15 protein-coding genes and 1 riboswitch are annotated in these 25,036 nt (G+C 62.5%); of the genes, 7 read left to right on the top strand and 8 right to left on the bottom strand.

The window, feature by feature from the left end:
- Window positions 1–21 precede the first annotated feature (21 nt).
- The 3 genes from leuS to VFV96_02315 all read left to right on the top strand — a co-directional run bounded on the left by leuS (window position 22) and on the right by VFV96_02315 (window position 4,817).
- Window positions 22–2,820 (top strand): leucine--tRNA ligase, encoded by a 2,799-nt coding sequence (gene leuS, locus VFV96_02325; GenBank protein ID HEU5069229.1) that lies wholly within the window; start codon window positions 22–24, stop codon window positions 2,818–2,820.
- A 236-nt stretch (window positions 2,821–3,056) separates the two neighbouring features.
- Window positions 3,057–3,782: a cytidylate kinase-like family protein gene (locus VFV96_02320; GenBank protein ID HEU5069228.1), complete on the top strand. Its 726-nt coding sequence runs from the start codon at window positions 3,057–3,059 to the stop codon at window positions 3,780–3,782.
- Between the two features lie 90 nt (window positions 3,783–3,872).
- Complete coding sequence (locus VFV96_02315; GenBank protein ID HEU5069227.1) at window positions 3,873–4,817, top strand: L-lactate dehydrogenase; 945 nt, start codon at window positions 3,873–3,875, stop codon at window positions 4,815–4,817.
- Between the two features lie 19 nt (window positions 4,818–4,836).
- Here VFV96_02315 and VFV96_02310 read toward each other — a convergent pair whose 3' ends face one another.
- The gene (locus VFV96_02310; GenBank protein ID HEU5069226.1) at window positions 4,837–5,949 is read right to left on the bottom strand and encodes a prepilin peptidase; all 1,113 of its coding nucleotides are present in this window, start codon (window positions 5,947–5,949) and stop codon (window positions 4,837–4,839) included.
- Window positions 5,939–6,856: a shikimate dehydrogenase gene (locus VFV96_02305; GenBank protein ID HEU5069225.1), complete on the bottom strand. Its 918-nt coding sequence runs from the start codon at window positions 6,854–6,856 to the stop codon at window positions 5,939–5,941. Before VFV96_02305 ends, VFV96_02310 begins: the two co-directional genes overlap by 11 nt.
- A 119-nt stretch (window positions 6,857–6,975) precedes the next feature.
- On the opposite strand from VFV96_02305, the gene VFV96_02300 reads away from it, so the two are divergent.
- Both VFV96_02300 and VFV96_02295 read left to right on the top strand, forming a co-directional pair.
- A complete protein-coding gene (locus VFV96_02300) occupies window positions 6,976–10,113 on the top strand; it encodes a DEAD/DEAH box helicase (protein HEU5069224.1) in 3,138 nt (1,045 codons plus the stop codon).
- 200 nt (window positions 10,114–10,313) lie between these two features.
- Window positions 10,314–14,051, top strand: coding sequence for a LamG-like jellyroll fold domain-containing protein (locus VFV96_02295; GenBank protein HEU5069223.1), 3,738 nt, complete (start codon window positions 10,314–10,316; stop codon window positions 14,049–14,051).
- Window positions 14,052–14,208: 157 nt separating this feature from the next.
- On the opposite strand, the gene VFV96_02290 is transcribed toward VFV96_02295, so the two are convergent.
- The 4 genes from VFV96_02290 to VFV96_02275 form a co-directional block, all read right to left on the bottom strand.
- Complete coding sequence (locus VFV96_02290) at window positions 14,209–15,771, bottom strand: helicase HerA-like domain-containing protein (protein HEU5069222.1); 1,563 nt, start codon at window positions 15,769–15,771, stop codon at window positions 14,209–14,211.
- Between the two features lie 39 nt (window positions 15,772–15,810).
- Window positions 15,811–16,467 (bottom strand): DUF2959 domain-containing protein, encoded by a 657-nt coding sequence (locus VFV96_02285; protein ID HEU5069221.1) that lies wholly within the window; start codon window positions 16,465–16,467, stop codon window positions 15,811–15,813.
- A 138-nt stretch (window positions 16,468–16,605) separates the two neighbouring features.
- The gene (rsgA, locus tag VFV96_02280) at window positions 16,606–17,703 is read right to left on the bottom strand and encodes a ribosome small subunit-dependent GTPase A (protein HEU5069220.1); all 1,098 of its coding nucleotides are present in this window, start codon (window positions 17,701–17,703) and stop codon (window positions 16,606–16,608) included.
- Window positions 17,703–18,320 carry a hypothetical protein gene (locus tag VFV96_02275; protein ID HEU5069219.1) on the bottom strand — a complete coding sequence of 206 codons (618 nt, stop codon included), beginning with the start codon at window positions 18,318–18,320 and terminating at the stop codon, window positions 17,703–17,705. Before VFV96_02275 ends, rsgA begins: the two co-directional genes overlap by 1 nt.
- Before the next feature lie 195 nt (window positions 18,321–18,515).
- A riboswitch (cobalamin riboswitch) is annotated at window positions 18,516–18,705 on the top strand.
- Between the two features lie 164 nt (window positions 18,706–18,869).
- Here VFV96_02275 and VFV96_02270 point away from each other — a divergent pair.
- Window positions 18,870–20,036 carry a ribonucleotide-diphosphate reductase subunit beta gene (locus tag VFV96_02270; GenBank protein HEU5069218.1) on the top strand — a complete coding sequence of 389 codons (1,167 nt, stop codon included), beginning with the start codon at window positions 18,870–18,872 and terminating at the stop codon, window positions 20,034–20,036.
- Window positions 20,037–20,194: 158 nt separating this feature from the next.
- The gene (locus VFV96_02265; GenBank protein HEU5069217.1) at window positions 20,195–23,107 is read left to right on the top strand and encodes a ribonucleoside-diphosphate reductase subunit alpha; all 2,913 of its coding nucleotides are present in this window, start codon (window positions 20,195–20,197) and stop codon (window positions 23,105–23,107) included.
- A 205-nt stretch (window positions 23,108–23,312) separates the two neighbouring features.
- On the opposite strand, the gene VFV96_02260 is transcribed toward VFV96_02265, so the two are convergent.
- Window positions 23,313–23,888, bottom strand: coding sequence for a DUF4256 domain-containing protein (locus VFV96_02260; GenBank protein ID HEU5069216.1), 576 nt, complete (start codon window positions 23,886–23,888; stop codon window positions 23,313–23,315).
- 329 nt (window positions 23,889–24,217) lie between these two features.
- The gene (locus VFV96_02255) at window positions 24,218–24,973 is read right to left on the bottom strand and encodes an SDR family oxidoreductase (protein ID HEU5069215.1); all 756 of its coding nucleotides are present in this window, start codon (window positions 24,971–24,973) and stop codon (window positions 24,218–24,220) included.
- Between the last annotated feature and the right edge of the window lie 63 nt (window positions 24,974–25,036).

Genomic DNA, 25,036 nt, shown 5'->3' with positions numbered 1-25,036 from the left:
TTTCCACATCCTTGCCGGCCTATGTCGCGGCGACAGTATCCGTTTCATCTGATCGAAGCCAAATGGCAGCAAGCCTGGGACGAGCAGCAGGCGTTTCGCGCCTTCAACCCGGGCGAAACCATCCCGGCGAATCATCCTTTCGGACTGCGCCACGGACTGGCGGGCAAAAAAGCGACGGCAAACGACCTGCCGCCCAAGTTCTACATCCTCGACATGTTCCCCTACCCGTCCGGCGCGGGATTGCATGTCGGCCATCCGGAGGGTTACACGGCCACGGACATTCTCGCCCGCTACCGCCGCGCGGGCGGCTTCAATGTGCTGCATCCGATGGGCTGGGATTCCTTCGGCCTGCCCGCCGAGCAATACGCCGTCAAAACCGGCCAGCATCCGCGCAAGACCACGGAGCAGAACATCGCGAACTTCACGCGGCAGATCAAATCGCTCGGCTTCAGCTACGACTGGTCGCGCGAAGTAGCCACCACCGATCCGGAATACTTCCGCTGGACGCAGTGGATTTTTCTCCAGATTTACAACTCGTGGTTCAATCCCGAGACAAACAAAGCGGAGCCGATTGAAACGTTAAAATATCCGCCCGAGCTGGCTGGACCGCGGCTGCCCTCAGCCGCAGCGGGTCCGGTTGGCGAAAGCGCTGCGGCTGAGGACAGCAGCGCTCCACTCGAAGCCGCGCGCCGCGCCTACCGTGACTCCAAACGCCTCGCTTACGTCAGTGAAGCGCCGGTGAACTGGTGCCCCGAACTCGGCACCGTCTTGGCGAACGAAGAAGTCATCGACGGCAAGAGCGAAGTCGGCGGCTTTCCCGTCATCCGCAGGCCGATGCGCCAATGGATGCTCCGCATCACCGCCTACGCGGAAAAGCTGCTGGCCGACCTCGACACGATTGACTGGAGCGACTCGCTCAAGGAAATGCAGCGGAACTGGATCGGTCGCAGCGAAGGCGCGGAAGTGGATTTCCAAGTCGCTGGCTCAGGCGAAAAGATCCGCGTGTTCACCACCCGCCCCGACACGTTGTTCGGCGCGACCTACATAGTGCTTTCGCCGGAACACAAACTCGTTCCGCAACTCACGACGGCTGAACAGAAGAAAGCTGTCGAAGATTACAAGGCCTACGCCGCCGGCAAATCCGATCTCGAACGCACCGAACTCGCCAAGGAAAAGACCGGCGTGTTCATCGGCGCTTACGCCCTCAATCCCGTCAACGGCGAGCAGATTCCCATCTGGATTGCCGACTACGTGCTCGCCAGCTACGGCACCGGCGCCATCATGGCCGTGCCGGCGCACGACACCCGCGACTTCGAGTTCGCCCAGAAATTTAACCTGCCCATCGTGCAAGTCGTCCAGCCGAACGATGCAAAAACAGATTGGCAGGGTTTCACCGATGACGGCGTCAGCGTGAACTCCGGTTTCATCACCGGGCTGCCCACGCCCGAGGCGAAGCGGAAAATCACCGCCTGGCTGGAGGAAAAGGGTCTCGGCAAGAAGACCATCAACTACAAGCTGCGCGACTGGCTGTTCAGCCGGCAGCGCTATTGGGGCGAGCCCTTCCCCATCGTTTGGAAGAACGGCCATCACGAGGCGCTGCCCGTAAGCGCGCTGCCCGTGCTCCCGCCGACGCTCGAAGATTACAAACCCACCCCTGACGGCCAGCCCCCGCTCGCGCGGGCGACGGATTGGGTCAATCTCCCCGACGGTGCCACACGCGAGACGAACACCATGCCCCAATGGGCTGGCAGTTGCTGGTATTACCTGCGCTACCTCGATGCGAAGAACGGCGGCACGTTCGTCGGCAAGGAGGCCGAAGCGTATTGGATGGGCGTTTCCGGTTCATCAACCGTCAACTCTCAACCCTCAACCAAATCCACGCCCGGCGTGGATTTATACGTCGGCGGCACGGAACACGCCGTGTTGCATCTGCTCTACGCGCGATTCTGGCACAAGGTTTTGTTCGACCTCGGTCACGTTTCGACACCTGAGCCGTTCTTCAAGCTCGTCAACCAAGGGCTCATCCTCGGCGAAGACGGCCAGAAGATGTCCAAGTCGCGCGGCAACGTCGTGAATCCCGACGACATCCTCAAAGAGTTCGGCGCGGATGCATTCCGCCTTTACGAAATGTTCATGGGCCCGCTCCAGGACACCAAGCCGTGGAACACCAAGGGCGTCGAGGGCGTGTATCGTTTCCTCGGCCGCGTGTGGCGGTTGTTCGTGGATGAAAAGTCCGAGACGGAGTTTGAGCAGGCAGAAACCACCGCGGAGACGCAGGGACGCGCAGAACTGCTGAACTTGATCAAGCTCGATGCGCGCATCCGGGACGTGGCCGCCACGCCGGCGCAACTCAAGACGCTGCACACGTGCATCAAGAAAGTCACCGAAGACCTCGACGCGATGCGCTTCAACACGGCCATCTCGGCGATGATGGTGTTCATCAATGACGCGATGACTTGGGAGGCCAGGCCGGTTGCGACTCTGAAAACCTTCCTCCAGTTGCTTGCGCCCTTCGCTCCGCATCTGGCGGAGGAACTTTGGTCGAGGTTATCAACCCTCAACCCTCAACCCTCAACCTCCCTGGCCTACGCTCCGTGGCCCAAGTTTGATGCAAGCCTGCTCGTCGAATCGGAAATCGAGATTCCCGTGCAGGTGAACGGCAAACTGCGCGACGTCATCAAGATTTCCGCGACCGCCTCGCAAGCCGAGATGGAGTCCGCCGCACTCGCCTCCGAAAAAATCAAAGCGGCAATCGAAGGCAAGACCGTGAAAAAAGTCGTCGTGGTGCCCAAGAGGATGGTGAATCTGGTGGTGGCTTGAACGAGCTGGCCGGCATCGCGCCGCGCAGGAATGCGCAAGAACGCGTTTGCAAGCTCCTAAGGGTGAGCTAATTTGGAACAGGTGAAACCGTGTGTTCCAGTTGGTGCCACCGGGGAAGGCCGCAGCCGGCCGGTGCGATTCGAGAGCCCGGTCGCGCGGCACCGCCCGCCAAAGGGACGGGCTGGATTTTCCGCTCTGCCGACCGCAACAACAACCCGCCACGTTGTGGAGGAATCATGAATGAAAACCTTCGCCTCGAACGGTGCCAGTCCTACCTCAGCACGCAGATCAAAACCGGCATCCGCCCTTCCGCCACGCCGCAAAAACGTTTCCGCGCGGTGACCTTGTCCCGGGAAGCCGGCAGCGGTGCGAATGTCGTGGCGCGTCACCTGGTCGAATTGCTGGACGAGGCGGATCGCAAGGCGCCGCGCCCGTGGACGATTTTTGACCGCAATCTCATCGAGAAGGTGCTGGAAGATCATCAACTGCCCGCGCGCCTGCACAAGTTCTTCCCGGAAGACCGCCTCACCGAACTTCAGGACATCATGGACGAAGTGTTCGGCCTGCGCCCGGCGTCGTGGACGCTCGTGCAGCAAACGACTGAAACCATGTTGCAACTGGCGGCGCTGGGCAACGTCATCCTCATCGGCCGCGGCAGCAGCATCGTCACGCGCAAGCTGCCGGACGTGCTGCACGTGCGCCTGGTCGGCTCGCTGGAAGCGCGCGTGCGACGCCTGGCGGAGAATCGCGGCATGACCCGTAAATCGGCGCTCGATTTCATCCAGCAACATGATCTGGGGCGGCGCCGGTTCGTGAAGAAGTATTTCGGTGAAGACGTCGCCAACCCCCAGCTTTACCACCTGGTCATCAATACCGACCTCATTCCCACCGAAGCGGTGGCGGAGATGCTTGCCCAGTTCGTGCTCAAAGGCTTTGACGCAGGGACGGCCGGGCACAGCTGAGCCGGCCCCGCCCAGTGCCTCAATACGCTTGTCTGACCGCCCGCCTTTCGGCTGGCGGCAATCGGGCCGGGAACTACAGTAATCGTCACTATGAAAATTGGCATCGTGGGTTGCGGCATGGTGGGCTCGGCCTCGGCGTTTGCGCTGGTAATGCGCGGCGTGGGCCGGGAAATCGTGCTGGTCGATCTCAATCGCGCCCGGGCCCAGGCCGAGGCAAATGACATTTATCACGCCGTGCCGTTCGCGCACGCGCTGACCGTCCGGGCCGGAGATTATGCCGACCTTGCAGGCGCATCGGTGGTGGTTATTGCGGCCGGAGTGGCGCAGAAGCCGGGCGAAACGCGGCTGCAACTGCTGCAACGCAACGCCGCCGTTTTGAGCGAGGTGGTGCCCGGCATCCTCTCCCACGCGCCACAGGCCGTGCTGCTGGTGGTCAGCAATCCGGTGGACATTCTCACTCATCTGGCGGCGCATTTCGCGGCCCAACGCGGCGTGCCCGCCACCCGCGTCATTGGTTCGGGAACCATGCTCGACACCGCCCGGTTCCGGGCCTTGTTGGGACGCCACTTCGGCGTGGATCCGCATCACGTGCATGCCTACGTGATTGGCGAGCACGGTGATTCCGAGGTGTTGACCTGGTCCCAGGCGTCGATTGCCGGCATGAGCCTGGCTGAGTTCAGCCGCGTGCAGGAAAAACCGCTGACCGGGGACGACCGTCAAAACATCGATGAACAGGTGCGGCGTGCGGCGTATCACATCATCGCCGGCAAGGGCGCGACTTACTATGGCATTGGCAGCGCCGTCGCACGGCTGGTGGAGGTGCTCCTGCACGATCAACGGGCCATTCTTACCATCACCACGCGCATTACTGCTGTGGCCGGACTCGACAACGTCACTCTGGCGTTGCCTCATTTGGTGGGCGGCGCGGGAGCATTGGCCGCGATTCCCCTGCCCTTGAACGACGCCGAAAAAAACGGCCTGCAACACAGCGCCGCAATTCTGCGTGAAGCCGTCGCTTCCGTGACCCGCAACTGAGGAATGGTGCCCCCGCCGCTCAGCGCGGCAGGAATAATTCCGTCCAAAGGGCGCGCCCGCCGAACAACCAGACGACTGCGGCCAGCGCGATGTAGGGTCCGTAGGGCAGGCGCGAGGACCATTGTTGTTTGCGCAGCACGATCAACCCCACGCCTACTGCGGCGCCGATCATGGAACTGACCATAAGCGAGAAAATGGTGGCCTGCCAGCCGAGGAAGGCTCCGATGGCGGCCATGAATTTCACGTCGCCGAACCCCATGGCCTCCCGCGGCAGTGTGATCTCCGCACTCACGGCTTCGAGATGTTTCACCGTCTCGGGATCGAAATCCTCCCCGCCAATGCGCAAACGCTCCGGACTGAGCCGCACTTCAACGTTGCGGTAGCCGCGATCCACCAGTTCCACCGTGCGCGCCTGGAGCACGATGACATCGCTCTTGCGATAAAACAGCTCCTCGTAGGGGATTTCCTTGTCCGGCAGCACCACGGCAGTTTCGCCGAAAATGATTTTGGTGTCGGCGGGCAGCGCGACGCGTTGCCGCCCGAACAGCAATTTGCCGAGCCGCAAAATAGCGTAAATAACCCCGCCACCCACCCCGATGCCGGCGAGGCTGTGCGTGATGCCGCCCGTCAGCGTGGTTTGCCCGTGCAACTCGGGCAGGAAGAACGAAAGCACAAATCCCACCACGATGCCGCCGATGGTGATTTCATCCGGAATGATGAAATGCTCGAAGTCAATGAACGTGGCCGCGATCAAACCCGCCAGCAAAACACAGCAGGCCAGCGCCCGGACCGGTGACTGCCCGCCAAACTGCAACCAGGAGGCTAGAAACAGCAGTCCGGTCAGCAGCTCGACGAGAAAGTAGCGGATCGAAATGGGCGCGCCGCAGTTTTTGCATTTGCCCCGCAGCATCAACCACGTCAGCAACGGCACGTTCAGATACCACGGAATGGAGTATTTGCAGTGCGGACAATGCGACGGCGGATGAACGACGCTGAGTCCGAGCGGCATCCGGTGGATGCAGACGTTCAAAAAACTGCCCACCATGCAGCCCAGCCAGAAAATGACGGCGGACCAGAAATGAAAGGGAATCCCCACCCAGTTGCTGCGGTCAAAAACAGCGCTAAGTCCCATAAATGTTTGCCTCCAATGCCGCCCGCATGACGTTCAACGGCGCCCGATGGCCGGTCCATAATTCAAAGGCCGCGGCGCCCTGGTAGAGCAGCATTTCCAGCCCGTTGGCGGTTTTGCTGCCTCCGGCCTTGGCGGCGGCGAGGAACGGCGTTTCCGCCGGACGATAAATCATGTCATACACCGCGTGGGCCTGGCGGAGGGAAAACTGCCTGCCGTCCCACGGCAAGGCGTCGCCGGGCAGCAATCCCAGCGACGTGGCATTGATGGCCAGATCGATGTCGCCGCGCGGATAACCCAGCTGCACCTTCATCCGCAGGTGGCGCCGGCGGATTTCCGCCGCGACCGTGGCGGCCTTGGACTCGGTGCGATTGACGAGATACAGCTCGCCAACATTCTCCGCCGCCAGCTTCAACGCCGCCACGCGACCGGCGCCGCCCGCGCCAATCACCAACACGCGCTTTCCTTCAAGTTCCATGCCCAACGACTCACGCACCGCCCGGGTAATCGCATCGGCGTCGGTGTTGAAGCCGAGCGAACGCACCTTCTCCGGCGGCGTCTCGGCGAATTGATCCAGCGGCATCCACGTGCCGCTCTTGTCCCGGCCTTCGAAGCGAATGGTGTTCACGGCTCCCCAGTTGCGCGCGGATTCGTCGAGCACATCCACCATGTCCAGCGCGAGAAGCTTGTGCGGCACGGTGAGATTCAGTCCGGAGAACTGCATCGATTTGGCGCCCAGCAACGCCGCCCGCAATTCCTCCGGCCGGACGTCACACGCCACGTAACACCAGTTCAATCCCAGCTGGGCAAACGCGGCGTTCTGCATTGCGGGCGACGCGGAATGGCGGATGGGATGGCCGAACACCGCGCAGAGGCGCGTGCTGGCGTTGATGACCGAGATGTCTGACACCCGGTTTTTATAGTCAGCGGCGGCCGCGGATTAAAGGCGAAAACTCGCGGCGCCAGCCACGCTCTGTCCCGCCCGTTGCATCCTTGAGCCGCCCCCCGCCACCCGGGCATACTCGCCTGATGCCGGTTGAACTGACCGAATCGCTGCTCAGCAACGCCGCCGGATGGGAGGCGATGAAGATGGCCCGCGCCTACCTCGCACAGGGCCAGGTGCTCAGTTCGTTTTGGGAACCGCCCTTGTTGCGTGGCGTCGTGCAGGCCGGTGACCTCTCGTTCCGCGCCTCGCTGGTCATCAAGGACCGCATCGACATCGAAAATCTGTGCACGTGCCGCGATGCGCGGCAGTGGGGAAAAATCTGCGCCCACAGCGTGGCGGTGGGCCTGCATTGGTTGAAGTCCCGCCAGCCCGGCGCCGCGCCCGCGCCGCGGCGTTCCGTTGCCAGCGTGCCGCCGCCGGCCCCGGCCAAACCCGTCGCCGGCCTGCGCCGCGAAGCGAATGGCGAGCCGGCCGAGTTGTGGCTCATTCTCCCGCCCAACTTCGACCAGGCGCTCACGCGGGGCCGGATCATGGTCGTCTTTGAAGCCCAATGGGGAGGAGGCCGCTGCCCGCTCAATGCCTTGCCCAAAGGACGCGCATTTGCCTTTGCGCCGGCGGACAACGCGATTTTGGATCATGTCGAAACCTTGACCCGCGGCGAAACGGCGGCGGTGTTGCAACTCGACGCGGCGCAATTTGCCGCTCTGCTGCCGCGGCTGGCGGGCCACGAGCGCCTCACCCTGGGCAAGGCCAGTTCACTGACGGTTTCGTGCTCGCCGCTGTCATTGCCCTTGCGCGCGACCCTGGAGCCGAATGGCGAAATCACCCTTGCCCTGAAGTCCAGGCCGCCGGCTACGCTCGTCGGTGACTGGGCCTGGCAGGCCGGAACCTTGCAGCCACTCGGCCTGCCGCCGGTGGCGCGCGATGTCTTGCGTGGGCCGGTGCGCATCCCGCGCCTGCACGTCCCTCAGTTTCTCAGCCAGCAGTGGCCGCAGTGGCAGGCCGACGGCCAGGTCGAGGCCAACTTCAGGCTGGAGGATTTCACCCTCGCCCCGCAGGCGCCGCGTTTTCTCCTCGAACTCAAAGGCGGACTCGCCCAGCTCACCGCCCTGCTCCAATGCGCCTACGGACCGCGCATCATGACCGCCGGCGTCACCGCCACGGACGAAAGCGTGTGGCTGCCCGATCCGGAAGTGCCCACGCGCTATGCCACGCGCGATCCGGCTGCCGAGCGCGCCGCCCTCGCCCGACTCCACCGCAGCGGTTTTTCCGGACCCGACGCACAGGGCCACTGGCAATTGAACGGCCAGGGCGCCGTGTTGAATTTCTTCGCCCGCGAATTCCCGCAGTTGGAGCGCGAATGGGTCGTGAACCTCGAAGAACGCCTCGAGCGCAGCAAGCGGCAGAATTTGGAACGCATCGAGCCGCGCTTTGAAATCACGTCGTCCGGCGTGCAGTGGTTTGATTTGGGCGTCGTGTTCGCCAGTTCGGGCGGCGAGACGTTCAACGCCGCCGACATCCAGCGGCTGCTGCTGTCCGGCCAGAGCCACACACGCCTGAAGAACGGCAAGCTGGCGCTCATCGACACCGGCGCGGTGGAGGAATTGCAGGAGGTGCTGCTCGATTGCGCACCGCAGCAACACGCGAACGGCTACCGCCTCAGCCAGGCGCAGGCGGGCTTTCTAGACGCCTCCCTGCGTGAGCACGGCGCCTGGAAGTTCGCAGCGCCGGCCGCGTGGCGCGAGCGGGCGGCCCAGCAACGCGGCGAAGCCAAACTCGTCTGTCCGCCGCTGGGCGATTTGGAATCCGTGTTGCGCCCGTATCAAAAACACGGCGTGGCGTGGCTCCAGTTTTTGCGGGCGAACGGCTTTGGCGGCATTCTCGCCGATGAGATGGGCCTCGGCAAAACGTTGCAGACCCTCGCGCACCTCCGCGCCGCACGGCAATGCGCGGCACCCGCCAAGGGTGCTGCCGGCCCGTTGCCGCACTTGATTGTTTGTCCGACGAGTCTCGTTGCGAACTGGGTGGCTGAAGCGCGCAGGTTCACGCCGGAACTCAAGGTGCTCGCCCTGCATGGCACCGACCGCCACACGCGCTTTGCGGGCGCAGCGACCAGCGACGTGGTTGTCACCAGCTACGCGCTGATCCGCCGCGACACGGAGCGGTATCGGGAACTGGAGTTCGACACCGTGGTCCTGGACGAAGCCCAGCACATCAAAAACCGCCAAACCCAGAACGCGCAGGCCGTCAAGGCGGTGCGGTCGCGCCACCGGCTCGTGCTCACCGGCACACCACTCGAAAACTCGGTGCTCGATCTGTGGTCCATCTTCGACTTTTTAATGCCCGGCTATCTGGGCACCTCGAAGGATTTCCGTGAACGCTACGAGCTGCCCATCACGCGCGAGAAGAACACCGAGGCGCAGGCGCGGCTGGCGCGCCGGTTGCGGCCGTTTTTGCTGCGCCGGCTCAAACGCGAAGTCGCCGCCGATTTGCCGGCGAAGATCGAGCAGGTTTCCTTTTGTGAACTGACCAGCGACCAGCGCACCGTGTATCAGCAGGTCATCGAAGCCACGCGCCAGGAGGTTCTGGCCGCCGAGGGCGCGTCGAGCGAAGCCAAAAGCCGCATGGTTGCCCTCAATGCCTTGTTGCGCCTGCGGCAGATTTGCTGCGACCTGCGGCTCCTGCAGCTCGACAACGTCAACGCCGCGAACGCTTCCGGCAAGCTGGACCTGTTCGATGAACTGCTGGAGGAAGTCATCGACGGCGGCCATCGCGTGCTGGTGTTCAGCCAGTTCGTAAGCCTCCTGAGCCTGGTCAAGGAACGGCTCGCCCGCGAGGACATCGCCTTTTGCTACCTCGATGGCTCGACCGCGGACCGCGCCCGCGTGGTGGAGCAATTTCAGCGGGACGCAACGATTCCGGTGTTTCTCATCAGCCTGAAGGCCGGCGGCGTGGGCTTGAATTTAACCGGTGCCGACACGGTGATTCATCTCGATCCCTGGTGGAATCCGGCCGTGGAGGATCAGGCAACAGACCGGGCGCACCGCATCGGCCAGACGCGCGTGGTCACGAGTTACAAACTCATCGCGCGGGACACCGTGGAGGAAAAAATTGTGGCGCTGCAAAACCGCAAACGCGAGGTGATTCAAGCGACGCTCGGCGGCGAAGCGGAATTTGCCGCGGCGTTGAGCTGGAAGGAAATCCAGGAGCTGCTCGCGTGACCCGGCGGCGGCCCGGAGCCCTCATTGTGCCCGCCGACGGCGCACGTGTTGCAACACTGTCACCCGTTCATGCGACGTGCTTCCGGCGCCACGATGACCCACCGTGTTGGGCATCAGCATTGGGTGCCGCAAAACGCCTTTGAATTAAGTTGTTCACATTCGGTGGCGACATGGCCAATGCTGTCCGCGCACTGAAACTCATGATGATCTCTGCATTGTTGCGGCAACGCCCGCACCTTTGGACCGGATTGATGGCGGGCGCCCTGCTCGCCTGGCTGCCCCGTCCCGCCGCCGCCTGGCAATTGAAAACCGCGCCGCTGCTGACGGATTGGGCGCAACTGGTCGATACCAACGCGCCGTTGCCCGAGTATCCCCGGCCCCAGATGGTCCGCGCCCAGTGGCTGAACCTGAACGGGCTCTGGCAATTCCAGGCGGGCGCGGCGAACGATTCGGTGCCGACCCATCAGACGCTCGCGGGCGACATTCTCGTGCCCTACCCGATGGAGTCCGCCTTGTCGGGCGTCATGCAGCATTACGACCGTGCCTGGTATCGCCGCACGTTCACGGTTCCACCGGACTGGCAGGGGCAACACCTCCTGCTGCATCTCGACGCCGTGGATTGGGAGGCGGAAGTGTTCGTCAACGGCCAGAGCGTTGGACTGCATCACGGCGGCTACGATGCCTTCACGTATGACATCACGCCGTATCTGAATGGCACTGGACCGCAGGAGTTGATTGTCCGCGTCTACGATCCCACGGATGGCGCCGGTGAACCGCGCGGCAAGCAAACCTTGTATCCCGGCGGCATCATGTATACGCCGACGAGCGGCATCTGGCAGTCCGTCTGGCTCGAGCCTGTGCCCGCCACCCGCATCGCCAGCTTTCACGCGGTGCCCGACATCGACAATCAGCGGTTGACGGTGACCGTCAATGTGGCCGGTCCGACGAACGGGATTTCGGTGCAGGCCGTGGCCCGCATCGGCACCAACCTCGTGAGCACCGTGTCCGGCGCACCCGGTGCCAGCCTCATCCTGCCCGTGCCGAACCCGAATCTGTGGAGTCCGACCAATCCGTTTCTTTACGACCTCGATCTCACGCTCGCGAACGGCCCGACACAGGTGGATGCGGTGACGAGCTACTTCGGCATGCGCAAAATCAGCCTCGGCACCGTCAACGGCTTCGTAAAGATGCTGCTGAACAATTCGTTCGTCTTTCAATTCGGACCCCTCGACCAGGGTTTCTGGCCGGACGGCATCTACCGCGCGCCCACCGATGACGCGCTCAAAAGCGACATCGAACAGGAAAAAACGCTCGGCTTTAACATGATCCGGAAACACATCAAGGTGGAACCGGCGCGCTGGTATTATTGGGCGGACAAACTCGGCATGCTCGTGTGGCAGGACATGCCCAGCGCGAATTCCTACACCGGCAATCCGCAGCCGCTCGACGTGCCGGAATTCGAGAGTGAATTGCTGCGCATGGTCACCAATCACTGGAATCACCCGGCCATCATCATGTGGGTAATTTTCAACGAATCGCAGGGCCAGCACGACACGGAATCGCTCGTCAGCGAAATCAAAAGTCTTGATCCGTCGCGCCTGGTCAACCAGGCCAGCGGCGGCAGTTACTACGGCGTCGGCGACATTCTGGACTGGCACAGCTATCCAAATCCCGCGTGCCCGACCAGTTCCAACCAGGCGGTCGTTTGCGGCGAATTTGGCGGCGTCGGCCTGGGCATCACCAATCACACCTGGGCGTCAGGCTGGGGTTATGTGGGCGCGACAGACGGCAATGACCTGGCGGCCAAATTCGAGGACTTCTGCTTTCAACTTTCCGACTTCGTGCAGAATCATGGCCTGAGCGCCGCCGTTTACACGCAGACGACCGACGTCGAAACGGAGTTGAACGGCCTGTTGACTTACGACCGCAAGGTGCGCAAGCCCGACGCGGATCGCATCCGCGCCGCAGTCTTCTCGGCCAGTGCTGCCGTCACCCAGACCACGGTGCTCCCAACGTCGCAAACCGCCGGCCAAACGTGGAAATACACGACCGGCACACCCGGCGCGAACTGGTATGCGAGCAACTACAACGACGCAGCGTGGTCATCAGGCCAGGCCGGTTTCGGGGCGAACAATCCGCCCAACACCACGGGATTGATTCGCACGACGTGGAACACCGCCGACATCTGGCTGCGCCGGAACTTCAATCCGGGCAGCCTGACCGCGCAACAAATCAGCAACCTTTTCTTCACCGTCTATCACGACGAGGACGTGGAGATTTATGTGAACGGCGTTCTTGCCGGCAGCGCCTCGGGTTACACGACCAGTTACACCCTGCTCCCCGTGAACGCCGCCGGCCGGGCCGCACTCGTGCCGAACGCGAACAACGTGCTCGCCGTTCACTGCCATCAAACCGGCGGCGGCCAATACATCGACGTGGGCCTCACCGTGCGACAAAGCACCGTCAACAATCCCGCCCGGCCCGCGCCGCCGAAACCGACCGGCCTGCGGGCCGCGTTGGGTTCGCTCGGCGTTTCGCTCGGCTGGAACTCGGCCATGGACGCCATCCGCTACCGCCTCAAACGTGCGACCGTCAGCGGCGGGCCTTACACCGATGTCGTGGCCACGCCTCCGGTCAACAGCGCCACCGACACCACCACGGTGGGCGGCACGACCTACTATTACGTCGTCTCCGCCATGAATGCATCTGGCGAAAGCGCCGATTCCGACGAAGTCAGCATCACCGCGCCCTACGCGGTTCCGCCCAGTCCGGTGGCATGGCTGAAGGCCGACGCCTTGACCGGCCTCGCCAACGGCGCGCCGGTTTCCACGTGGCCGGACGTCAGCGGCCGTGGCTTTGATGCCCTGCAAACCACTTCCAGTCAGAAACCAACCTATCTCGCCGCGGCCCTCAACGGCCTGCCCGCAGTGCATTTCAACGGCACCAGCAGCAACTACCTCGCGCTCTCGCGACCGGTGGAAGACGATTTCACCATTCTCTGTGTTTACCGCAGCAGTCAGGGCATCGGCACCGGCACCCAGTTCTATCAAGGCGCGGGACTGGTTAATGGCGAGGTCTCCGGGGTCGCGGGCGATTTTGGGCTGAGCCTCAACACGAACGGTTACGTGCTGGCCGGCACCGGCGCGCCCGACACGACCATCGCCTCCAGCAGTTCCGGCTTCAACAACGGCCTGCCCCACTTGGTGACCTTCCGGCGCCAGCGCAGCGGCGGCGTGCTCGAACTCTATGTCGATGGCACCGTGCAAGGCACGGCCACCGGCGGCACGCAATCCCTGACCGCGCCGACGCAACTCGTGCTCGGCGCGCAGCAAACCCTGGTCAACTTTCTGACCGGTGATCTTGCCGAAGTGAAAATTTTCGCCGCCGCCCTGACGCCCGCGGACCGCACGGCCGAAGAAAACGCCCTGCTCTGCAAATACGGCATCGGATCGGGTGCGCCACCCGCCGCGCCGCAGGATTTGCGCGGCACGCCCGGCAATCGCCAGGTTTCCCTCGACTGGCTGCCTGCCGCCGGCGCCAGCGGCTACAAACTGAACTGGTCCGCCAGCCCCGCCGGTCCCTACACGCAAGTCATCGGCAACCTCACCACCACCAGCTTCACCGACACCAACGCCGTCGTCGGCGCCACCAATTACTATAAGGTCGCCGCCTACAGCCCCTGCGGCACCGGCAGCAATTCAGCGGTCGTCGCGGTGCTTTTGCCGCTGCCCGCCCTGACCGTCGGCACGGCTGGCGGTTCGCTCACGTTCACCTGGCCCGATTGGGCGAACGACTGGGGCCTCTATTCGGCCACCAACCTGGCGCCGCCCGTAATCTGGTCGCTCGTAACGAATCCTCCCGTCACCTCCAACGGATTCCTCAGCGTGACGCTGCTGCCCAGCGCCGCGGCGCAGTTTTTTCGCCTCGTCGGCCCTTGAAAGCCACCCGCCGGAGAATAGTTTGGGTGCAGCGAAGGGGCGACACGGCTGATCGCTGAGACAAGCGCTGGGCCCAAAAGAGACGGCGGCTTGGAAACCAACTGCGTCGCTCGTGCGGTATGGCTTTCGCTGAAGCGCCAGCGGTAACCGTGCTCCGCTACCACCGACGCCGTCTTCCGCCCCCCAGGATTCCGCCCAGCAACCCGCGCACAATCTGCCCCACGACAATTGTCGTCGCTGTGCGGGCCGCGCCTTTCATGAGCATCTCCCCCATCCCTTGCGGCGGGCGGCCCGCCGGGCGTCGGGGAGCCGCCGTCGGCAACCCGGGCGGAGACGCAGGGGACGCGTTCGACTTCGGGTCGTCCACACCAAAGATGCGGTCGTAGAGGCTTCGCTTCGCTTCGAGGACGGGCGGCGCCTGTTGTTGGGACGGGCTGGCCGCCACTGCGCCTGTCAGTTTCTCGTAGGCTGAATCGCGATCAACCGCCTGTTCATACACACCCGCCACGATGGAGTTCGCCATGAGCTGCTGCCGCTGGTCCGGCCGGATGGGACCAATCTGGCTGCGCGGCGGCACGATAATCGCCCGTTCCACCACGCACGGCTGCCCGCGTTCGTCGAGCAACGACACCAGCGCCTCGCCCACGCCAAGTTCCGTCAGGACGGACTCCGTATTGAGCGCGGGATTTGCGCGGAAGGTTTGCGCGGCGGCCTTCACGGGCTTTTGATCCGCAGGCGTAAAGGCACGCAAAGCATGTTGCACACGGTTGCCGAGCTGGCCGAGCACGGTATCCGGCACGTCGCGCGGGTTCTGTGTCACAAAGTAAACGCCAACACCTTTCGATCGTATGAGCCGCACCACCTGCTCGATTTTCTCCAGCAACACCGGCGGCAGGTCGTTGAAGAGCAGATGCGCCTCGTCGAAGAAGAAGACGAGCTTCGGCTTGGGCGGGTCGCCGACTTCGGGCAGGTTCTCGAACAACTCGGAAAGCATCCACAATAGCAGCGTGGCATAGACCTTGGGCGATTGCATGAGCCGGTCGGCAGCCAGGATGTTCACCACGCCGCGCCCGTTCGGATCGGTTTGCAGCAGGTCGTCCAGATTCAACGCCGGTTCGCCGAAGAACTGGTCGCCGCCCTCCGACTCGACGGCGAGCAGCGCCCGCTGGATGGCACCCACGCTCGCGGCGGAGATGTTGCCGTATTGCGTCGTGAACGCGGCCGCGTTCTGCCCGATGTAATTCAGCGTCGCCCGCAGGTCCTTCAAGTCGAGCAGCAGCAGGCCGTGTTCATCCGCGACGCGGAACACAATGTTCAGCACGCCGGCCTGCGTTTCGTTGAGATTGAACAAACGCGAGAGGAGCAGCGGGCCCATCTCGGAAACGGTCGCGCGCACCGGATGCCCGTTCTGGCCGAACACATCCCAAAAAGTAACGGGGCAGCCTGCCGGCGTATAGCCAGCGAGCTGCAACTGCGCGATGCGCTCCTGCACCTTGGGCGATTGCCCGCCGGGCTGGCTGATGCCGGCGAGATCCCCCTTCACATCGGCCATGAATACCGGCACACCCTGCGCGCTGAAGCTTTCGGCGAGCACCTGCAGCGTGACGGTTTTGCCCGTCCCCGTCGCGCCCGCAATAAGTCCGTGGCGATTCGCCATCGGCGGGAGGAGAAAAAGGTCCGTTTGCCGACTGCGGCCGACGAGGATGGGTTCGGGGTTCATGGCAGTGGCGTATGTTTCGCGTTTCGAACCGAGCCCTGCTTAATCCATCGTCTTGATGAACTCGTCGGCCTTGGCAATGGACGCGTTCATGTCGGCAATGAGTTTCGCGATTTCGGCCTGAATGTTTGTGGCCTCGCCGCGCAAGGACGCGATGGCCGCAGCGTTCAGGTTGTGCTTCAGGTAAAGCACCTGGTCGTGCAGCTTGGTCAGCACCGGTTCCATGCTCTGTTCCGCGTGTTTGAGCGCGTCCACCATCAGATCATATTTGGCGCGCGTCTCCCGCAATTGTTTGCGGCTGCTCTCGGCCAGCGACGGCGTGGAAATTTGCTGAATCTCGCCCTCCCATTCCTTGAACAAATCGCTGCCCACTGTTTCCACGTCGGCAATCCGCTTGCGCACTGCCGCCGCGCGATCCACGGAATCTTCGTATTCCGAGTTCAAATCGCGATAGGCCTTTTCCAGTTCGCCGCCGTCGAACGCATATACCTCCTTGAGTTTCGTCAGCGCGTCCTTGAACTGCTCGCTCGCCTTTTGCTGGTCATCGCGCGCGGCCTGGACGTTTTTCTTGAGCAGATCGCGCTTGTAAACCCCAAACTTCTCGTAGGTGGCGTAGTAAACGGATTTGCATCCGGTCACCGGCAGACAGGCGCCGGCCAGCAACCCGGCGAGGATGGCTGAACTCAGGGTCAGTTTCATGCCGGAGAAAGTAGGCCCGCGGCGCGATTACGCAATTTGGAAATCAGCCAAACGCGAGCGGTGGCGAACACGAACTCTTGGCGAATTGGCAGTTCGCTGGTTCAACGGAAGGGACATCCTCTCTGACTTCCCAATCCGTCACTCTTCTTCGCCGGTGTAGCGCCACTTTTCGCGGGCAGCACGTTTGCGTTTTTCCGCTTCACTGCGTCCGCGGCCATACGGTTGATGATACGTGCGGGCCTTTTCGAGAAAGTCCAGTTCACGGCGGAGCTTGAGAAAATTTTCGAACCGTTCGCGCGCCAGCGTGCCCGCGGCCAGTGCGGCCTGCACAGCACAGTCCCTTTCCGCCCCGTGACGGCATTCGCGAAAACGGCATTTAAGCGCCAGAAGCTCGATGTCGGGAAACGCCTCGTGCATCCCCTCACCCGCCAGCCAAAGTTGAAACTCGCGCATGCCCGGCGTGTCGATCACCAGCCCGCCATTGGGTAGCACGATGAGTTCGCGCCAGGTTGTCGTATGGCGGCCTTTGCGGTCGCCCTCGCGCACCTCGGCGGTGGGCTGGATCGCCTCGCCGTAGAGCCGGTTGATCAACGTGGATTTGCCCACGCCCGACGTGCCAATAAACACGACCGTGGCGCCAGGCTGGATCAATTCCAGCACATTTTTCAGGGCCCGCCGGGTTTTTGCGCTGACCGCCACCACCGGCGCCTCACCGGCACACCGTCGGGCCTCGGCCACGTGCGCTGCAAGAGTATCGCAGAGATCGGCCTTGTTCAGCACCACCATCGGCTGCGCCCCTCCCTCGACCACCATGAGCAGAAAACGTTCGAGCAGGCGCGGGTTGAAGGTTTCGTCCAACGCCAGCACGATGAACGCGGTGTCAATGTTGGCCACGAGCACCTGCTCCTCGGTTTCCCGGCCGGGAATTTTGCGCCCCAGTTTCGTGCGCCGCGGCAGCACGGCCTGAATGACGGCTTTCGCCTCGCCCAGCATCGTGGGTTTGAAGGCCACCCAGTCGCCCACCTTGGGAAGTTCCGCCTCGGACGTGAGCCCATGCAGCAGTTTGCCGGCAATTTGCGCGAGCAACTCGCCCTCCTCGGCAAAAAGCACGTAGTGATGCTTGTCCTGCACCGCCACGCGGCCGGCGCGCAAGCCGCGCTCCCGGTGCGGTGCAAAGGCCGCCCCCCACGATTCATCCCAGCCCAGCCGGTGCAATGACAGGTCCCCCTCGATCATCACGGAACAATTGCTCCCCGGTCAAACACCGGCAGCCCGCCCGCCACTGTGCCGGTTTGCAGCGCCAGACAATCCACCACGTAGCGGCCATTCTGCGACGGCAGTTGCGCGAGCTCCTTTTCCACGACTTTGACGCGCTGGTTCACGTCGGCCAACTGCGCCTTGGCATCTTTCACTTCCGCGTGATTCGGATCGCGAAGGACGCGGGTGCCGCGACGCGTCCGGACCTTGCGGTCGTGCAATGGCTGGTTCGCTTCGGCCTGGAATCGTGCCCGCTCCTGCTTCAATGCCTCGAGCTGCGCCGCCAGTAGCGCATACCGCGCGCCTTCGGCCTGGGGCGGATTTTTCAAAATCACCTTCGTCTCCTTGCTTGTTTTGCCTCCAGCATGGGCAAACAAAACCCAGCCCAGCCCGTTTGTGCCCACAATGCTGCCCTTGAGTTCCACCCACCGCGTCAAGGGTCGGTCGCCCTGGTGACTCTTCCGCCATGCCAGCAACGGACTGAGGTCCACGGTCACCCCGTCCACCATGCGCTTGGGCGGTTCGGTTACAGCAAGAACCTTCACCGCCATGGCGAGGAGCACCAACGCGGTCACAGCGTGAAAGAGTGGCTTCATAAGCTTTTGCCCGGATGAAATCAGCCAGCCCGGCACTTGGCAAGCGGTCCCGGGCCAAACCAACTGCTTCCAACGCTCCCTGTCCCGATTGAATGGCTTGGGCACACAAAACCCGACCGAGACGAACTGTGCGCTTGACCCCAATTCAACACCGCACTAGGAATAGCGGTGTTCTTTAACAGAAGCCACCATTAGCTGTGGCTGTGACAAGCAAGTGCCTCCGGTTATGGCCGGAGGAGAATCGGGAAGCGGGTGCGAATCCCGCGCGGTTGCGCCGCTGTAACGAGCGACGAAACGCCACCCAGCCACTGCCCATGCGGGCGGTAAGGCGGCGGAGTAGGACGACCTCGAAGCCAGAAGACCGGCTTGCTTGAACTCATCAGATCGCCGGCCTGCTGCCGGCATTCGCGGTCCCGCCAAGGACCGGATGAGGCGATCCGGCTGGCCGTTTCCAGTCGCGGGCGTCTCGTCGTTTGCCCGTGCGGAAACGGCGTTTTTATTTCGTCGTTCCGTGCATGGACCGCGTTGGCGCGCGGTTGAAGCCAAAACATGAACGCCATCGTCGAACCGGTTCGCCCGACCACTCCGCCAGCCCTTCCGCCTCACGACTTCACCGAACGCGAGGAAGGCCGTTTCGTCATTTACGAATTCCGCGGCAAAACCTTCCGCCTCGACCGCGAACGCGCCCGCGCACGCAAGGACGCCAAGCGCGTCATCAACGGTCCGCGCACGCCCGAGTTGAACGTCCTTCCGCTCAAATATCCCGACGCCTACCGCATCTACAAACAGATGAAGGCGAACCACTGGGAGCCCGACGTCATTGACATGACGAAGGACTGCACGCTGTGGAACTCCGGCGCGCTCAAGCCCAAGGAACGCTGGATCATCGAAATGGGCGTAGGCTACTTCTCCGCGGCGGAAGGCATCGTGGGTGACAGCGTCCTGCACGCGATCGAGGACAACCTCACCGCCGCCGAACTGAAGCATGCCGTGCTCCGCTGGATCGCCGAGGAATCCATCCACATGGATTCGCTCCTGCACATCATCGGCAGCCTCGACATTGACCAGGACGAAGTCACCGCCAAGTTCAACGACATCCCGAGCATCCGCCGCAAAAACGATTTCATCACCGCGCACATGCCCGAACTCAAGCGCGGCCTCGACCTCACCCAGGTCGAGAACCAGCGCAAGTTTGCCAAGGCGCTCTTCGGCATCACGCAGGTCATGGAAGGCACGCAATTCTACGGCCTGTTCGCAATGATTCTCTCGCTGCACCGCCAGAACAAGATGACCGGCATCGGCCAGATGTTCCAATACACGTTGCGCGACGAATCAAACCACATCGCGCTCGGGCGCTACCTGCTCACGGAATTAATCCGCGAGAACCCCGCACTCTGGACGCCTGAGTTCCGCGAGGAGCTCCGCACCTTCATGCGCGACGGCGTGGCGCTGGAAAAGGAATTCGTCCGCGACTGCCTGCCCGAGGACGCCGTCGGCATGACGCAGAAGGAGTTTCTCGACTACGTGGATTACAACGCCGACCGCCGCCTCACCAGCCTCGGCCTCGCGCCGCTCTCGAAGGTGACCACGAACCCGTTCCCGTGGCTCGATGAGGTCATCTTCCTGAAGAAGGAAAAAAATTTCTTCGAAACCCGCGTCACCGAATACCAAACCAGCGGCAGCGTGAAGAACACCGCGGAGGATGATTTGGTTTGAGCATGGCGCCCGGCTGTGTCTGACAGGCCAGCAGCAGCATTTCGCCGGCACCGAACGCACAGGAATAAAATGACGCGTTTTCTCAAATCCCACCCACTGCGGTCGATGCTCCGCATACGGCCACGCACCACTCGCTTCGCTTCAACTCCCGAATAGCCATGCCCACCACCGAACTCTTCCCCGCCGTCGCCGAATCCACCGGCGCTTTGCCCCGCATCATCGAACCCGCCCTGCCCGGAGCGCCCGAAGAGATCGTCCCGTGGCGCGGCGACAAGATCGAGGATGCCGTCGAGCGCGCCTGCCTGATTGCCGTCACCCCGGTCGGATCGCTGCCGCAACAAGCCCGCGCCGAAATCGAGTTCCGCCTGCGTCGAGACCGCCCGTCGTTGCTGCACCACGAAGACCTCTGCGCGCTCGTCGAGGATTTGCTCATTGAACTTGGCCATCCGAAGATCGCACTCGCCCACGCCCGCGAACGCGCCCGGCGCGTCACGCTGCGCGAAGCCGAGGCGTTGCGGCAGCATCCCGCGCCCGAGCAGCCTGAGCTGGTTCCCGGCGAACTGCTTGCCGACGTGCGCGCCCGCGTGAGCTTCGCCCGGCTCGGCCTCCAACTCGTCCTGAACGAGGCACAGCTCATCGAACGCCTGCTCCGCAGCGTCTCCCTCGCGCTGTCGCCCGAGGAACGCCGCGACACCATCGTTCTCAACGCCAAGTCGCTGCTCGATCTCGACGCCGACAGCCGTTTCTTCGCCGGCCGGATTCTGCTGACGTTCATCTACGAGGAAACGCTTTCCTGGCGCGTCACGGACGGCATGGCCCGGCTCAAGGAGGCGCACCGCCGCTCTTTCATCGCCACCATCCCGCGCGGCGTCGAAGCCGGACGCCTCGACGAACGACTTGCGACGTTCGACTTGAACAAGCTCGCGGACGCGCTCGATCCCTACGCTGATCTCGCGTTTGACTTTCTCGGCCTGCAAACGCTCTACGACCGTTACCTGATTCACCTTCGCACCGATTCCGTCTCCAATCGCAAGCAACGCCTCGAAGCGCCGCAGATTTTCTGGATGCGCGTGGCCATGGGTCTGGCGATCAATGAGGGTGGAACGCCGGGCATTGCCCGGCATGAAAAGCAGAACATTCAATCAAGCCGGGCAACGCCCGACGCTCCGGCACGCTCCCGCGAAGACTGGGCCATTGAGTTCTACCAGGTTTACAAGTCCCGTCGCGCGTGCAGTTCCACGCCGACACTCTTTAACAGCGGCACGCGGCACAGCCAGTTGTCGAGCTGCTACCTGCTTTACTGCGGCGACAGCATCGAGGACATCACCGAGACGTGGCGCCGCTTCTCGCTGCTCTCAAAATGGGCCGGCGGCCTCGGCTGCTCCTGGACGGCCGTCCGCGGCACGGGCGCCCACATCCATGGCACCAACGGCGAATCCAGTGGCGTGATTCCGTTTCTCAAGGTCAGCAACGACATCGCCATTGCCGTGAACCAGGGCGGTAAACGTCCCGGTGCGCTGTGCAGCTACCTCGAACTCTGGCACACGGACATCGAGGATTTTCTCGACCTCCGCAAGGAGACCGGCGACGAACGCCGCCGCACGCACAACATGAACACCGCCCACTGGATACCCGACCTGTTCATGAAGCGCCTCAAGGCCATCGCCGACGGCGTGCTGCCCAAGGACGCCACGTGGACGCTGTTCCGCAGCAACGAAACGCCCGACCTTGCCGGGTTGCACGGGCGCGCCTTCGAAGAGCGTTACAAACATTACGAGGCGCTGGCGGAGCAGGGAAAATTCTTTGGCCGCAAAATTCGCGTGCTCGCCTTGTGGAAGCGGATGCTCGAAGCGCTGTTCGAGACCGGCCATCCATGGATGACGTTCAAGGACCCGTGCAACGTGCGTTCGCCGCAGGATCACGCGGGCGTGATTCACAACTCCAACCTCTGCACCGAGATCACCTTGAATACTTCGACGGACGAAGTTGCCGTGTGCAATCTCGCGTCCATCCACCTTGCCGAACATCTCACGGCGGACGGCGCGATTGATCACGCCCGGCTCCGCGCCACCGTCGCCACGGCCATGCGGATGCTTGACAACGTGATCGACCTGAACTTCTACCCCGTCGAAGCCGCCCGGAATGCGAACCTCAAGCACCGCCCGGTCGGGCTCGGCGTGATGGGCTTGCAGGACTGTCTTTACGCGAAGCGCATTCCCTTTGATGCACCGGAAGCCGTCGCCTTCAACGACGAAATCATGGAGGCGGTGGCTTATTACGCCTACCAAGCCAGCACGGAACTCGCCCGCGAGCGCGGCGCCTACTCCAGTTTCAAAGGTTCCAAATGGGACCGCGGTCTCATGCCGCTCGACACGCTCGCGCTGCTCGACCACGAACGCGGCAGGACCGTGCAGGTCAACCGCGACGCGCGCCTCGACTGGTCTGCGTTGCGCGAACGCATCCGCACACATGGCCTGCGCAACTCCAACTGCCTCGCCATCGCCCCCACCGCGACGATCTCGAACATCCTGGGCACCACGCCCTGCATCGAGCCGGTCTATAAACACATCCACACCAAGTCGAACCTCAGCGGGGATTTCATTCGCACGACCGACCCGCTCATCCGTGACCTCCTGGCGCTCGGGCTCTGGGACGACGCGCTGCGCGCCGAACTCAAGGCGCACGATGGCAGCATCCAGCAACTTGACCGTGTGCCCGATGAGTTAAAGCGGCTCTACAAAACTGCGTTCGAAATCGCGCCCACGTGGATTCTCCAATGTGCCGCCGTCCGGCAGAAATGGATCGATCAGGCGCAGAGCACCAATCTCTGGCTCGCCGACAACGACGCACGCACCGCGAGCTTCGTCTATCGTGAAGCGTGGGAACGCGGCCTCAAAACCACCTACTATCTCCGCACCCTGAACCGCAGCGCCATTGACTCCGCCCATCGTGACCGCCAATCCGAAGCCATGGCAGCCGTGCCCCCAAAACACGAATACACCGAATCGGAAAAGGCGGCCTGCTCCATCGAAGCCATGCGTAACGGCGGCACCTGCGAAGCGTGTCAGTGAACTGGCCTTGCCCCGGTTTGGTGGAACGGAGCGTGCAAATGTGGAGTCAGAAGCATGCCCATGTCGCACAGCAGCCATCCTGCCAGGAGGATCAGGCTCCACGCTGGCGAGCCTAGGCTGCTGCCCCTGGTAATGTGAACGGGCTGTGCCGCCGCTAATTAATTCCTGCCTCGTTGCCCCAGCGGTGGCACGTGCGACTCGCACTTCAGATCTTGAGCGAGCCACGGAATCCCCGTGCTGCGTAATACGACTGCGCGCCGTTGCAACCGATGAAGACGCGACCGTAACTCCGACCGCCCCAGAGCGCGCCGCCCTGCTCGCGAAAATCCGCCGGGGTGGCGATCCAGCTCGACGTCTTCTTATCGAACTCGCCCAGCTTTTGCAGCGCGAGATATTCCTCTTCCGTCAACAGCGCGATGCCCATCGCCGCGGCCAGGCCCATCGCACTGCCCTTCGGCTTGTGTTCCTTGCGCGACGCCAGCGCCTCATCGTCGTAGCACAGGCTGACGCGGCCGGACGGCGTTTGCTCGGAGCAATCGAAGAAAATGACTTCGCCCGACTTTTTATCCTGCCCCACCACATCCGGTTCGCCGCCGGTGCGTTCCATTTCCGCGAGCGAAAGCAGCTTGTCCGGCTTGGCCGCCAACCGCGCCTGCACCTTGGCCCACACCAAACTTGGGTGGCGGACCTTGTTCGCGTCAAACCGGGCTTTCAACGCGGCCAGCAACTCGTCGCGTTGTTTGGGGGACAAATCTTTTTTGTCACTGGCGTTTGTTTTCATAGTTTGAGCGGTCATGGGAAAAGTAAATCAATTCAACGAGCAAGCCGCAAGCCAGGTAGTAAACCACTTGTCGGAGCGCGACCGTGCTGAAAACGGTAGCAGCTATAACAACATCCCGGCTTGAAAAAGGCTTCACCCTTGTTCAATCGAGACTTTGCTATGGGTTGGGCGAAAGAAATTTTTCAATCGCGGCCGGCCCTGGGGCGTGCGCGCCCACTCAAGGTAGTTCGATCACGCCGTCGCCTGCCAATAGAGCGGCAGCTACTTTAGGATCCCGAATCTGGGCTAGGCAGGCATTCAGAAGTTCCTTTGCGTTTCTAAAGTGCCGTTCAAATTTGTGCCATGCCGCCATCCACGAAGAGTTCGATGCCGTTGACGAAACTGCTGTCGTCGGAAGCGAGAAACACAACCGCCTTGGCAATTTCGTCCGGAACGCCGGCGCGACCCAGTGGAATAAACGGCACCATGGAGTCCACGAAGCCCTGCACCTGTTCTTTCGTCAACCCCAACAGATCATAGCCTGGTGTGGGCACGACCCCCGGGCTGATGGCGTTCACGCGAATTTTGCGTTCTTTAAGGTCCAGTGTCCAATTGCGAGCAAATGACCGCACGGCTGCCTTGGTTGCGCTGTAAACGCTGAAGGCCGGGGTGCCCTTCACGGAGGTGGTGGATGCGTTCAGGATGATTGACGAACCGGGCGGCATGAGCGGCAGGGCTTTTTGCACCGTGAAAAGCAGTCCCCGCACATTGGTATTGAAGGTCTGGTCAAAATGTTCCTCCGTGATCTGACCAAGCGGCGCCAGGCTGCCGCCTCCGGCGTTGGCAAACACGACATCAATGCGGCCTTTCGCACTTTTAATCTCGGCATAGACGCGATCCAGGTCTGCAAGATTGGAAACGTCGCCGCGGATTCCGGTAACGTTGCTTCCGATTTGTTTCACGGCAGCGTCTAGTTCGGGTTGACGCCGGCCGGTGATAAAGACATACGCGCCTTCGCTGACGAATCGTTTGGCTGTGGCGAGGCCGATGCCGCTCGTGCCGCCCGTGACGAGGGCAATCTTTCCTGCAAGTTTGTGGGTGTTCATGATTTGTGTCCTTCGAATATGGGATTTGGCTGCTATTGTCTGCTATTGTGTATCGTTCGGTAT

The sequence above is a fragment of the Verrucomicrobiia bacterium genome (genome assembly GCA_035765895.1).
GTDB lineage: Bacteria > Verrucomicrobiota > Verrucomicrobiia > Limisphaerales > DSYF01 > DSYF01.
This window is presented reverse-complemented; position numbering and strand designations above follow the sequence as displayed.